The sequence below is a fragment of the Micromonospora ureilytica genome (assembly GCF_015751765.1).
Taxonomy (GTDB): domain Bacteria; phylum Actinomycetota; class Actinomycetes; order Mycobacteriales; family Micromonosporaceae; genus Micromonospora; species Micromonospora ureilytica.
This window is the reverse complement of record NZ_JADOTX010000001.1, coordinates 5,328,155-5,340,711: the sequence shown is the minus strand read 5'-3', so window position 1 is coordinate 5,340,711 and position 12,557 is coordinate 5,328,155. Positions and strand designations below refer to the sequence as shown.

Genomic DNA, 12,557 nt, shown 5'->3' with positions numbered 1-12,557 from the left:
ATGCCGAGGAGGCGGATCGTGCAGAGCATCCGGCGGGTCGCGGTCATCGGGGGCAACCGCATCCCCTTCGCCCGTTCCAACTCCCGCTACGCGGACGCGTCGAACGCGGACCTGCTCGGCGCGGCGCTCGACGGCCTGATCGCCCGCTACGGGCTGGCCGGGCAACGGATCGGCGAGGTGGTGACCGGTGCGGTGCTCAAGCACTCCCGCGACTTCAACCTCACCCGCGAGGTGGTCCTCGGCTCCCGGCTCGACCCACACACCCCGGCGTACGACATCCAGCAGGCCTGCGGCACCGGTCTGGAGGCGACGATCCTGGTCGCCAACAAGATCGCCCTCGGGCAGCTCGACGTGGGCATCGCCGGCGGTGTCGACACCACCTCCGACGCCCCGCTCGCCGTCAACGAGGAGATGCGCCGCACGCTGCTCAAGCTCAACTCGGCCCGCACGCTCGGCGAACGACTCAAGATCGCGGCGAAGCTGCGCCCACTCCAGCCGTTCAAGCCGGAGATCCCACGCAACGCCGAGCCGCGTACCGGCCTGTCCATGGGTGACCACGCCGCCCGCACCGCCGTGCGCTGGCAGATCGACAGGCGCGCCCAGGACGAGCTGGCGCTGCGCTCACACCAGCGCCTCGCCGCCGCGTACGACAGGGGTTTCTTCGACGACCTGATGACGCCGTACCTGGGGCTCACCCGGGATGCGAACCTCCGCCCGGACAGCAGCCTGGAGAAGCTCGCCTCGCTGAAGCCGGTCTTCGGCACCCGCGGCCCGGACGCCGAGCAGGCCACCATGACCGCCGGCAACTCGTCGCCCCTCACCGACGGCGCGTCCACGGTGCTGCTGGCCAGCGAGGAGTGGGCGGCGGCGCACCACCTACCCGTGCTGGCCTGGTTCAGCTGGTCGGAGACCGCGGCGGTGGACTTCGTACACGGCGACGAGGGGCTGCTGATGGCACCCGCGTACGCGGTGCCCCGGATGCTGGCCCGCGCCGGGCTGACGTTGCAGGACTTCGACTACTACGAGATCCACGAGGCGTTCGCGTCGCAGGTGCTGGCCACCCTCGCCGCCTGGGAGTCGCCGGAGTTCGGCAAGGACCGGCTCGGCCTGGACGCACCGCTGGGCGCGATCGACACCGACCGGCTCAACGTCAACGGCTCGTCGCTGGCCGCCGGGCATCCGTTCGCGGCAACGGGTGGGCGGATCGTGGCGACCCTGGCCAAGCTGCTGGCCGAGCGGGGCAGCGGGCGCGGGCTGATCTCCATCTGCGCCGCCGGCGGCCAAGGCGTGACCGCCATCCTGGAGCGATGAACGCGAGATCGCCCCTTATCGGGGTGACCGCCAGCGGGCGTTAACGGACCGTTCAGGAGTTGGTCCGCTGCTGGAGGGTTTACCACGCAACGGTGATCGTTGCCGCGCCCTTGGCGCGGTCCGATCACTCCTGCGTGCGGAACGGGGCCGGATCACCATGGAGTCCGTCGTTGCACGGACGACCACCCTCTCGGTGGTCATCCCGATGTTCAATGAGACAGCGGTCATTCCGGCGCTTGTCGCCCGGCTGCGGCCGGTGCTCGACGCGCTCGGCGTCGACTACGAGGTGGTCGCCGTCGACGACGGCAGCCGCGACGACACCGTGTCGGTGCTCTTCGACCACGGCCGGGACTGGCCGCAGTTGCGGGTGCTCCGGCTGCGGCGCAACAGTGGCCACCAGGCGGCGTTGACCGCCGGCCTGCACCGGGCCGTCGGCCAGTGGGTGGTCAGCCTCGACGCCGATCTCCAGGATCCGCCGGAGACCATCGCCGAGATGCTCCGCGTGGCCCGCGAGGACGGGGTGGACGTCGTCTACGGCGTTCGCGCCGACCGCAGCACCGACACGGTCTTCAAGCGCAACAGCGCCCGTGGCTACTACTGGGCGATGCGTCGGCTCGTCGGCGTCGACCTGCCCGCGCAGGCCGGCGACTTCCGGTTGCTCAGCCGGGACGTGATCGAGGTCCTGCGCCGGTTGCCCGAACGCGCCCCGGTCTACCGGCTGCTGGTGCCGTCGCTCGGCTTCCCCAGCGCCGAGGTGCGCTACGACCGCGAGGCCCGCGCCGCCGGCGAGACGAAGTATCCGCTGCGCCGGATGGTGGCCCTGGCCTGGGAGAGCACGGCGAACTTCTCTGCCGCGCCACTGCGCCTGGCCACCTGGCTGGGGATGTCGAGCTTCCTGCTCTGCCTCGCGCTGATCGTGTTCGGCATGGTCGTCCACGTCTCCGGCACCACCATCCCCGGCTGGACCTCGATGTTCGTCGCGGTGCTGCTGCTCAGTGGAGTGCAACTGGTCTGTCTCGGCCTGCTGGGCGAGTACGTCGGCCGGATCTACGCCACCGTGCAGAACCGGCCGGCCTTCCACGTCGGGTTCGACTCCCGCGACGAGGTCCCGGGCGCGGAGACTGTCGCACGGGGCGATGGCCACTCCCGTACGCCGAGCTTCGATTCAGCGGTCGGCGTCCGTGGCTGACACCCTGTTGGCCGAGCGGACGGACACCCCGGCCCCGCCCCAGGCCTCGCGTCGGAACGGTCTCGTGCCGGTCCTCAGCACGCTCCCGTGGGTGCTCGTGATCGCCGCGCTGCTCGTGGTCTGGTCCCGCGGCAGCGTGCCCGCCCCGGACCTCGCGCGATTCAGCGCGTACTGGGTCCTCGCCCTGGTGCTCCCCGGGACCCTGGTGCACCGCGCGCTGCGCGGCAGCCGGGGCAACCTTCCCGAGGACCTCGGCTACGGCGCGGCCACCGGCCTGCTGCTGGAGATCGTCGCCTGGGCGTTGGCCGCGGCGACCGGTCAGCAGTCCCTGCTGCGGTGGTGGCCGCTGCCCGTCCTCGTCGCGTTCGCCGCCGTCCCCGGGCTGCGCCGGCACTGGCGGGTCGGCGAGCGCCGTCAGCTGCCGCTCGCCTGGCACTGGGGGATGGGCACGGCGCTGCTGGTGGTGCTGGCCTGGGGATACACCCAATGGCGGATGGTCCCGCTGCCTCCCGTCCACGGCGGCTACTACCAGGACGTGCTCTACCACCTGGGTCTGGTGCAGGAGCTGACCCGGGCGATGCCGTTCCAGTTGCCGCACGTCGCCGGGGAGGCGTTGCGCTACCACTACCTGTCCGACGCGCACATCGCCAGCGGCAGCATGATCACCGGGATCTCGCCGGCGGTGGTGCTGCTGCGACTCTGGCTGGTGCCCGTGATCGGTACCGCGGTGCTGCTCGCGGCCGGGCTCGCCCGGGACCTGAGTGGGGCCGTCTGGGCCGGCCCGGTGGCCGCCCTCGCCGCCTTCACCGGGGCCACGGTCACGCTCGGCTCGCCGGTGGGCGCGTCCGGCGAGATGCCGCTGTCGTACGCCAGCCCCTCCCAGACGTACGTGCTGGTGCCGTTGCTGCTGCTCGCCGGGCTCATCGTCGACGTGACCCGGGGGCGTTCCCTCGGCCGCGCCTGGCCGCTGGTTGCGGTGCTCGGGCTGGTCTGTGCGGGGGCGAAGTCCAGTGCGTTGCCGCCGGTGATCGCCGGCCTGGGTCTCACCGCCGTCGTGGTCTGGTGGCGGAAGCGGCAGGTCCCGCGACCCGCCCTGATGGCGCTGGCCTGCCTCGTGGCGGCGATGGCGCTCGGGTTCCGGCTGTTCGCCGGCGGCGGGGCCGGCACGCTGCGCGTGCAGGCGTTGGCGTTGCTGCACTTCATCGCCCCGTACGCCGAGACCCTCGGAACGGGTGACGGAATCTGGCCGAGTGCGCCGCTGCCGCCGGGCATCAACGACGGTGGCGTCCTCGGGTGGCTGCTGGCGTTCGCCGTGGTCACCTGGTGGGTGCTGGCACAGGCGCCCCGATGGGTGGGCATGAGCCTGCTCGTCGACAGCGGGCACCGCGCCGACCCGGCCGTCTGGCTGCTCGCCGGCACGGTCCTGGCCGGGGCGGCCAGCACCTGGGTGTTCCAGCACCCGTCGATCAGCCAGATCTACTTCTGGATGGGCGTCATCCCGGTCGGCGTCGTGCTGACCACCTGGTCCCTCGCCCAGGCCCGAGCGCCCTGGCCGGTGCTTGTGGTGCCCGCCGTGGCCGGCGCGCTGGCGGGGCTCGCCACGGCCGGCACGGTGGTGGGCTTCGCCGTGCCGAGGATCAGCCGTCCCGGCACCCCCACCACCTCGACGATCGAGGGGTGGCTGCGGGTGCTGGGTCTCTCGGCAGCCCGGTACGTGCTGTTCGTGGCGGTGGCCGCCGCGCTCGCCGTCGGGGTGGCCGCCCTGTGGCGGCGTCGCGTCCCGGCACCGGCTTCGGCGGCGGGCTCGTCGGGTCGTCGACGGACGGCGACGATCGCCCTGGCCGGGGTCACCGCGGCGATGCTCGGCGCCAGCGCCGCCGTCGTCGTGGGCGGGACCGTCCGCTCGGTGCTGACCGAGCCGGTGCCGGCGACCGGGCCGCAGCCGTACGCGCTGACCGTCGACGAGATGCGCGCGGCGCTGTGGCTGGACGACAACGCCGCCGACGACGACGTGGTCGCCACCAACGTGCACTGCCGGCCGGTGCGGACCACCCCGCACTGCGACGCCCGTGCGTTCTGGGTCACCGGTCTGGGCGGGCATCGGACGGTGGTGGAGAGCTGGGGCTACACCGACGCGGTCGTGGCCGCGCACGGCGTCCAGAACCTCGGGTACGCCCGGCAGAACTTCCCCGACGAGGCGCTGCTCGCGTTCAACGACGGGGTCTTCAGCACGCCGACCCAGGCCGACCTGGACCGGCTCCGCACGGAGCACGGGGTCCGGTGGCTGTTCGCCGACACCAGGGCGGGTGCGGTGTCGGCGGAGCTGGCCCGACTGGCCCAGGTTCGCCTGGTCGCCGGCCCGGTCACCGTCTACGAGCTGAACCGCCCCTGACAGTCTGAGCGCCCCGCCCGGTCCGGGCGAGACCCCGGCCCGGTCCCGGTGCCTACCAGCGGGTGCGGGACAATGAGGTACGTGACGACGATCCCCAACGTGCTGGCCAACCGGTACGCCTCGCCCGAACTGGTAGCCCTCTGGTCCCCCGAGGAGAAGGTCCGGATGGAGCGGCGGCTCTGGCTCGCCGTGCTCCGCGCCCAACGCGACCTGGGCGTGCCGGTGCCGGACGGAGTGGTCGAGGCGTACGAGCGGGTGCTCGACCAGGTCGACCTCGCCTCGATCGCCGAACGGGAGCGGGTCACCCGGCACGACGTGAAGGCCCGGATCGAGGAGTTCAGCGCGCTCGCCGGGCACGAGCACGTGCACAAGGGGATGACCTCCCGGGACCTCACCGAGAACGTCGAGCAGCTCCAGGTGCGCGCCTCGCTGGAGCTGATCCGCGACCGGGTGGTGGCCACCCTGGCCCGGCTCGCCTTCCTGGCGTACGAGCACTCCGAGCTGGTCATCACCGGCCGTTCGCACAACGTGGCAGCGCAGGCCACCACGCTGGGCAAGCGCTTCGCGTCGGCGGCGGAGGAGTTGCTGATCGCGTACGAGCGGTTGGAGGAGCTGATCGCCCGCTACCCGCTGCGGGGGATCAAGGGGCCGGTCGGCACCGCCGCCGACCAGCTCGACCTCTTCGACGGCGACGCCGACAAGGTGGCCGAGCTGGAGCGGCGGGTCGCCGAGCACCTGGGGTTCTCCCGGGTGCTGGACAGCGTCGGGCAGGTTTACCCGCGCTCGCTCGACTTCGACGTGCTGGCCGCGCTGGCCCAGACCGCCGCCGCGCCGTCGTCGCTGGCCACCACGATCCGGTTGATGGTCGGCCAGGAGTTGGCGACCGAGGGCTTCAAGCCGGGCCAGGTCGGTTCCAGCGCGATGCCGCACAAGATGAACACCCGCTCGTCGGAGCGGGTGAACGGCTTCGCCGTGATCATCCGGGGGTACCTGTCGATGGTCGGCGAGCTGGCCGGTGACCAGTGGAACGAGGGGGACGTGTCCTGCTCGGTGGTCCGCCGGGTGGCACTGCCGGACGCGTTCTTCGCCGCCGACGGGCTGTTCCAGACGTTCCTCACAGTGCTCGACGAGTTCGGCTCGTACCCGGCGGTGATCAACCGGGAGCTGGAGCGCTTCCTGCCGTTCCTGGCCACCACGAAGATCCTGGTCGCGGCGGTCCGTCGGGGCGTCGGTCGGGAGGTCGCCCACGAGGTGATCAAGGAGCACGCGGTGGCGGTGGCCCTGGCGATGCGCGAGAAGGGCGCACCGGAGAACGACCTCTTCGACCGCCTGGCGGAGGACGGCCGACTCGGCCTGTCCCGCGCCGACATCGACACCCTGGTCGCCGACCGCAACGCCTTCGTAGGCGCCGCCCAAGCCCAGGTGGCAGCGGTAACCCGCCGCATCACCAAGGTGGTCGAAACCCACCCAAACGCGGCCACCTACAGCCCACCCCCCATCCTCTAACCCCACCCCCCACCTGCGCCTTGATCATGAAGTTATTGCCGCGACACGCCGTCGCGCAGGGCAATAACTTCATGATCAACGGGGTGGGTCACTCGCCCGTTGGGGTTTCGGCGGCGGTTCTCAGGTTGGGGGCGCTGGCCGGTTCGGCGATGCCGCCGGGCGACTCCGTGATGCCCGCGACCTCCGCGGTCTCCGCGGCGACCGCCGGCTGGTCGGCCGGCATGACCTCGGGAGCGTTGGGTACGGCGACCACTGCCGTCCCGTACGCGCAGATCTCCATCCACATCTCGCCGCAGTCCCGGCTGTCGAACCGCATGCCGATCACCGCGTTCGCGCCGAGCCGCAGGGCTTCCTCGCCGAGGCGGGCCACCGAGTCGGTGCGCCACCGGGTCAGGTTGTCCGGGGCCATCGGGTCGTACGCGCCACCACGCAGGTTCTTGACACCCTCGCGGTACGGGTTGCGCGTCCTGGCCATCGATGACACCACCTCACCGAGAATCTGGCGGATCTCGTAGCCGGGCAGTTGCTCTGTCGTCACGACCAGCACGTTTCCGATGCTGTCAGGAGTGGCGCGACCCGATCGTGCGCATTGTTCACCTGATCGGATGCTGCAAAACGACGCGGCGCGGACGGCCGGCACGTGGCCGACCATCCGCGCCGAGCCGGGCGCTAACCGTCAGACACCGGCCACCGAGGTGATCCAGGCCCGGTTGTACGCAACACTGCCGTAGTTCTGGATGGTCGACCCGTCGGCGGTGGAGGCGACGCCGACCTGCTGACCGTTGTAGAACTGCGGGCCGCCGGAGTCACCGCGCCAGGCGTTGCCGTTGATCCGGGTGGTGCGGATCGCCTGGCCGCCGTACGCGTCGGTGGCGCTGTTGCTGGTCACCCGGACGGTGGCGGTCTTCAGCACGGTGGACGCCGAGCAGCCGCTGTAGCAGGTCATGCCCCAGCCGTAGATCGAGTTCGTCGAGTTGATCGGCGGGTTGCTGCTGGCCAGGCTCACCGCGGAGGTGCTGACGGTGCTGGAGAGCCGCATGAGCGCGAGGTCGTTGCGGGTGTAGGTGGCGCTGACCGTGCGGGTGACCCCGCCGGAGGTGCGGTTCACGCTTCCGACGCGCACCGACATGGTGCCGTTGATGCAGTGCCGGGCGGTGAGCACCCACTGTGCGGCGATGACGCTGCCGGAGCAGGTGAACGAGCCGTTGCTGAGCACCGCGGCGGCCCAGGGGGCGGACGAGACGGTGCCGCCACCGATGATGAGTGGGCTGGGCGGGGAGGCGGACGCGGCGGACGTGACGCCGAGGGCGCCGACCAGCGCGGTGCTGAGTACGGCGAGCAGGGGGCGGATGCGCATCGGGTGGACTCCTTGGACGGGGCGGACCCGGGGTCGCCGGGTGCGGCTGGGGCGGCAGCGGGGGATTCCCGCGAGCGCTTGAATCGACTTACGTCGATGTACAGTAGGGCTCACCGCGATCGTTATCAAGGATTTGATCGAGGTTTGCCAATGTAACGATTCGGCCACCCGCTGCGCCGTGTATGTCCTGCTGAGGCCACCTGTAGCGCCTGACGGGTCACACTGAGCGCCGGTAATGTCGATCACTGCCTGAACTGCACCCGGCCCGTGCGTCCGCGGCGATATCTGCCAGGTACGCTGGCTGCGCTCGCCCGTTGTGGGTCGGCACCCAACTGCGTACACAGTCAGGAGTGCCCAGTGCCTCGCGTCGTCGTCGACGTCATGCTCAAGCCCGAGATCCTCGATCCGCAGGGCCAGGCCGTCGCAAACGCGCTACCCCGGCTCGGCGTCGGTGACGTCGCCTCGGTTCGGATCGGCAGGCGGATCGAGATCGAGTTCACCGGTGAACCGGACCTGGACCGCGCTCGGGAGATTGCCGACAAACTGCTCGCCAACCCGGTCATCGAGGACTTCACCGTCCGCCTGGTCGAGGCCGACGAGACCGCGGACGCCCGCTCGTGACCGCCCGGGTCGGTGTGGTCACCTTCCCCGGCTCGCTCGACGACGGGGACGCGGCCCGAGCCGTCCGGATCGCCGGCGCTGAGCCGGTCCGGCTCTGGCACGGCGACCCGGAGCTGCACGGCGTCGACGCGGTCGTCCTGCCCGGCGGGTTCTCCTACGGTGACTACCTGCGGTGCGGTGCCATCGCCCGGTTCGCCCCGGTGATGGAGACGATCGTGGACGCCGCCCAGGGTGGCCTGCCGGTGCTCGGCATCTGCAACGGCTTCCAGATCCTGTGCGAGGCGCACCTGCTGCCCGGCGCGCTCACCCGCAACCAGCACCTGCACTTCCGCAACCGGGACCAGGTCCTGCGCATCGAGTCGGTCGGGACGGCGTGGACCAACGCGTTCCAGCCCGGCCAGGAGGTGCTCATCCCGGTCAAGAACGGTGAGGGCTGCTACGTCGCGGACACCGCGACGCTGGACCAGCTCGAAGCCGAGGGCCGGGTGGTCGCCCGCTACGTCGGCGGCAACCCCAACGGGTCCCAGCGCGACATCGCCGCGATCACCAACGCCGCCGGCAACGTGGTCGGCATCATGCCGCACCCCGAGCACGCGGTGGAGGCGCTCACCGGCCCTTCGCTGGACGGCCTCGGCTTCTTCACGTCGGTCCTCAAGCACCTGGTCGGGGCACCGGCATGATCATCGGTCAGCTCAACCGCCGGTCTGGCGGGCACGAGCGCAGCGAGGAGAGGTCATGACCACCCATCCGGACCCGGTACGGGACACACCGGAGGCGTACTCCGCCCCGGCGCAGCCGGCCGAGCCGAGCCCGGCGCAGCCGGTCGCGTCGGCGACCGCTCCCGCCCAGCCGACCGCCGCCGTCTGGACCGAGGGCGTGGACACCGTGCCGCGCGCCGGTGGCACCCCGGGGGAGCTTCAGCCGTACACCGAGCTGGGCCTGCGCGACGACGAGTACGACCGGATCCGGCAGATCCTGGACCGTCGGCCCACGCAGTCCGAGCTGGCGATGTATTCGATCATGTGGAGTGAGCACTGCTCCTACAAGTCGAGCAAGGTGCACCTGCGCCAGTTCGGTGAGAAGGCCCCGCACAGCGACCGGATGCTCGCCGGCATCGGTGAGAACGCCGGTGTGGTGCAGGTCTCCGACGAGCTGGCCGTGACCTTCAAGGTCGAGTCGCACAACCACCCGAGCTTCGTCGAGCCGTACCAGGGCGCGGCGACCGGTGTCGGCGGCATCGTCCGGGACATCCTGGCCATGGGCGCGCGCCCGGTCGCGGTGATGGACCCGCTGCGCTTCGGTGCCGCGGACCACCCGGACACCGCCCGGGTGCTCACCGGCGTGGTCGCCGGCGTCGGCGGCTACGGCAACTGCCTGGGCCTGCCCAACATCGGTGGCGAGCTGGTCTTCGACCCCTCCTACCAGGGCAACCCGCTACTCAACGCGCTCTGCCTGGGCGTGCTGCCGGTCAGCCGGCTGCAGAACAAGGCCGCCGCCGGCCCGGGCAACGTTGTCGTGCTGATGGGCGCCAAGACCGGCCGGGACGGCATCGGCGGCGTCTCGGTGCTGGCCAGCGCCACCTTCGACGAGGGCAGCGAGGCGCGCCGCCCCGCCGTGCAGGTCGGTGACCCGTTCACCGAGAAGCTGCTGATCGAGGCGTGCCTCGAGCTGTACGACGGCCAACTGGTCGTCGGCATCCAGGACCTCGGTGGCGCCGGTCTGACCTGCGCGCTCACCGAAACCGCCGCCGCTGCCGGCACCGGCATGCGGGTCTGGCTGGAGCGGGTGCCGCTGCGCGAGCCCTCGATGGACCCGCACGAGATCCTGGCCAGCGAGTCGCAGGAGCGGATGCTGCTGGTCGTCGAGCCGGAGAAGCTCGACGCGGTGCTCAAGACCTGCGAGAAGTGGGGCGTCCTCGCCACCGCGATCGGTGAGGTCACCGCACCGGAACCGGACGGCAGCCCGGGTCGACTGCTGATCACCTGGCAGGACCACCTCGTCGTCGACGTGCCGCCGGGCTCGCTGGTCGACGACGGCCCGGTCTACGCCCGGCCGATGCGCGAGCCGGCCGACCTGATCCTGCTCCAGGCAGACCGGGCCGAGACGCTGCCTCGCCCGGCCGACCCGGAGGCGCTGCGGGAGACCGTGCTGCGCATGATCGCGTCGCCGAACCTGGCCGACAAGTCCTGGGTCACCGAGCAGTACGACCGCTACGTGCTGGGCAACACAGTGCTCGCCCAGCCGGAGGACGGCGGCGTGATCCGGATCGACGAGCGGACCGGTCTCGGCGTGGCGCTGTCGGTGGACGGCAACGGCCGGTACGCCCGACTGGACCCGTACAACGGCACCAAGTTGGCCCTGGCCGAGGCGTACCGGAACGTGGCGGTGACCGGTGCGAAGCCGATCGCCGTGACCGACTGCCTCAACTTCGGCTCGCCGGAGGACCCGGGCGTGATGTGGCAGTTCGCCGAGGCCGTGCGCGGCCTGGCGGACGGCTGCCTGGAGCTGGGCATCCCGGTGACCGGCGGCAACGTCAGCTTCTACAACCAGACCGGCGCGGCTGCCATCCACCCGACCCCGGTGGTCGGCGTGCTGGGTGTGCTGGACAACGTGGCCGACCGGGTGCCGATGGGCTTCGTGCCGCGCGCCGGTGGCGACCACGACCAGCTCTACCTGCTCGGCGAGACAAACGTGGAGCTGTCCGGCTCGGAGTGGGCCTGGGTGACGCACGAGCACCTCGGCGGCATCCCGCCGCAGGTCGACCTCATGCGGGAGAAGGCGCTCGCCGAGTTGCTGGCCGAGGCTGCCCGCGTCGGTCACCTGGCCTCCGCGCACGACCTCTCCGACGGTGGCCTCGCCCAGAGCCTGATCGAGTCGTGCCTGCGTCGCGGGGTCGGTGCCCGGGTCGCGGTGCCGGAGCAGTTCGCCGAGGGCTCGATGCCGTTCGTCTACCTGTTCAGCGAGTCCGCCACGCGGGCGCTGGTCTCGGTACCGCGCGGCCACGACAAGGCGTTCGCGGCGCTCTGCGCCGAGCGGGGCGTGCCGTTCGAGCTGATCGGCGTCACCGACCCGTCCGGCGGTGCGCTTGAGGTGCACGGCCAGTTCAGGATCGGCCTGGACGAGCTGCGCACCGCGCACACCGAGACGTTGCCGCGCCTCTTCGGGGGCTCGGCGGCTGTCGAGGTGCCCGCGCCGGCCGCCGGTGTGGCGGGTGCGGTCGAGGCCGTCCCGCTGCCGGTCGCGCCGGCCGAGCCGGTCGACGCGGCGGCTGTGGTCTCCGAGCCGATCGCCTCTTCGGGCCCTTCGCCGGAGACCGGCGCGGTAGAGCCGATCGGGTCGGAGCAGCCCGGCGGGGCGTCCGAGTCCGACCCCGGTGTCACCGAGCCGTCGCCTGACGAGCGCTGAGGCGTTGACGGCCGCTGTCTACGGCCAACCCGGTTCCGGCGCCCGGTTCGACTGGGGGCTGACCGGGGCGGCCGAGCTCGGTCGGGTCTGCGCGGCGCTGGTGGTGGTGGACGTCCTCTCGTTCACCACCGCCGTGGAGGTGGCGGTCGCCCGGGGCATGCGGGTGCACCCGTTCCCCTGGGGTGAGCAGGCCGCCGAGTACGCCGTCCGGGTCGGCGCGACAGCTGCTGTCGGGCGGCGGCAGACGACCGTGGAACATCCGTGGTCGCTCTCGCCCGCCGCGCTGAGCAGCGCACCAGTGGTGGCGGACCTCGTGCTGCCCTCCCCGAACGGCTCCGCCATCAGCGCCGCCGCCAGCGCCACCGGCCTGCCGGTGGTCGCGGGGTGCCTGCGCAACGCACGCGCCGTCGGGCGTTGGCTGCGCCGCCAGGGGTACGGAACGGTGAACGCCCCGATCGGCGTGATCGCCTCGGGGGAGCGGTGGCCGGACGGGTCGCTACGCCCGTCGGTGGAGGACCAACTCGGCGCCGCCTCGGTGCTGGACGCCCTCTCCGGCGTGCCGGGTGGGCTCTCGGTGGAGGCGGCCATGGCGCTCGCCGCGCTGGCGAGCACCCCGGATGTGCCCGCCGCCGTGCGCGGCAGTGTCTCCGGGCGGGAGTTGACCGAGAGTGGCTTCGCCGCGGACGTGGACGTCGCCGTTCGGATCGGCGTGTCGGACGTCGTGCCGGTGCTCCATCAGGGCGTCTTCTCCGCCGCCTGACCGCGCCTGACCGCGC

At 71.9% G+C, this 12,557-nt stretch carries 10 protein-coding genes; 8 read left to right on the top strand and 2 right to left on the bottom strand.

Translation table 11 applies throughout. The features are described 5' to 3' along the window. The first annotated feature begins 18 nt into the window (after positions 1-18). The 4 genes from IW248_RS24390 to purB all read left to right on the top strand — a co-directional run bounded on the left by IW248_RS24390 (position 19) and on the right by purB (position 6,398). On the top strand, positions 19-1,311 hold the full coding sequence (locus tag IW248_RS24390; protein WP_196928826.1) for an acetyl-CoA C-acetyltransferase: 1,293 nt from the start codon (positions 19-21) through the stop codon (positions 1,309-1,311). A gap of 157 nt (positions 1,312-1,468) precedes the next feature. Then, the gene (locus tag IW248_RS24385; RefSeq protein WP_196928825.1) at positions 1,469-2,500 is read left to right on the top strand and encodes a glycosyltransferase family 2 protein; all 1,032 of its coding nucleotides are present in this window, start codon (positions 1,469-1,471) and stop codon (positions 2,498-2,500) included. Continuing rightward, positions 2,493-4,892, top strand: coding sequence for a hypothetical protein (locus IW248_RS24380; protein WP_196928824.1), 2,400 nt, complete (start codon positions 2,493-2,495; stop codon positions 4,890-4,892). Before IW248_RS24385 ends, IW248_RS24380 begins: the two co-directional genes overlap by 8 nt. 81 nt (positions 4,893-4,973) lie before the next feature. Next, a complete protein-coding gene (gene purB / locus IW248_RS24375) occupies positions 4,974-6,398 on the top strand; it encodes an adenylosuccinate lyase (protein ID WP_196928823.1) in 1,425 nt (474 codons plus the stop codon). Positions 6,399-6,486: 88 nt separating this feature from the next. Here the strand turns inward: purB and IW248_RS24370 are convergent, their stop codons facing one another. Continuing rightward, the gene (locus tag IW248_RS24370; protein ID WP_196928822.1) at positions 6,487-7,050 is read right to left on the bottom strand and encodes a YbjQ family protein; all 564 of its coding nucleotides are present in this window, start codon (positions 7,048-7,050) and stop codon (positions 6,487-6,489) included. Between the two features lie 24 nt (positions 7,051-7,074). Continuing rightward, on the bottom strand, positions 7,075-7,755 hold the full coding sequence (locus tag IW248_RS24365) for a S1 family peptidase (protein WP_196928821.1): 681 nt from the start codon (positions 7,753-7,755) through the stop codon (positions 7,075-7,077). 357 nt (positions 7,756-8,112) lie between these two features. On the opposite strand from IW248_RS24365, the gene purS reads away from it, so the two are divergent. From purS to IW248_RS24345, 4 genes are read left to right on the top strand one after another with little or no spacing between them, the layout of a single operon-like run. Further along, positions 8,113-8,376 carry a phosphoribosylformylglycinamidine synthase subunit PurS gene (gene purS / locus IW248_RS24360; protein ID WP_030491392.1) on the top strand — a complete coding sequence of 88 codons (264 nt, stop codon included), beginning with the start codon at positions 8,113-8,115 and terminating at the stop codon, positions 8,374-8,376. Next, entirely contained in the window at positions 8,373-9,056 is a 684-nt protein-coding gene (gene purQ, locus IW248_RS24355) for a phosphoribosylformylglycinamidine synthase subunit PurQ (protein WP_124821611.1), read from the top strand. The genes purS and purQ overlap by 4 nt, the downstream gene beginning before the upstream one ends. A gap of 55 nt (positions 9,057-9,111) precedes the next feature. Then, positions 9,112-11,781: a phosphoribosylformylglycinamidine synthase subunit PurL gene (gene purL, locus IW248_RS24350; RefSeq protein ID WP_196928820.1), complete on the top strand. Its 2,670-nt coding sequence runs from the start codon at positions 9,112-9,114 to the stop codon at positions 11,779-11,781. Positions 11,782-11,785: 4 nt separating this feature from the next. Then, positions 11,786-12,541 (top strand): 2-phosphosulfolactate phosphatase, encoded by a 756-nt coding sequence (locus IW248_RS24345; RefSeq protein ID WP_196928819.1) that lies wholly within the window; start codon positions 11,786-11,788, stop codon positions 12,539-12,541. Positions 12,542-12,557 lie beyond the last annotated feature (16 nt).

Coding starts and splice junctions, on each gene's coding strand:
- IW248_RS24370 (WP_196928822.1), bottom strand. CDS start 7,050: ATGGTCGGCCACGTGCCGGCCGTCCGCGCCGCGTCGTTTTGCAGCATC.
- IW248_RS24365 (WP_196928821.1), bottom strand. CDS start 7,755: ATGCGCATCCGCCCCCTGCTCGCCGTACTCAGCACCGCGCTGGTCGGC.
- purL (WP_196928820.1), top strand. CDS start 9,112: ATGACCACCCATCCGGACCCGGTACGGGACACACCGGAGGCGTACTCC.
- IW248_RS24385 (WP_196928825.1), top strand. CDS start 1,469: ATGGAGTCCGTCGTTGCACGGACGACCACCCTCTCGGTGGTCATCCCG.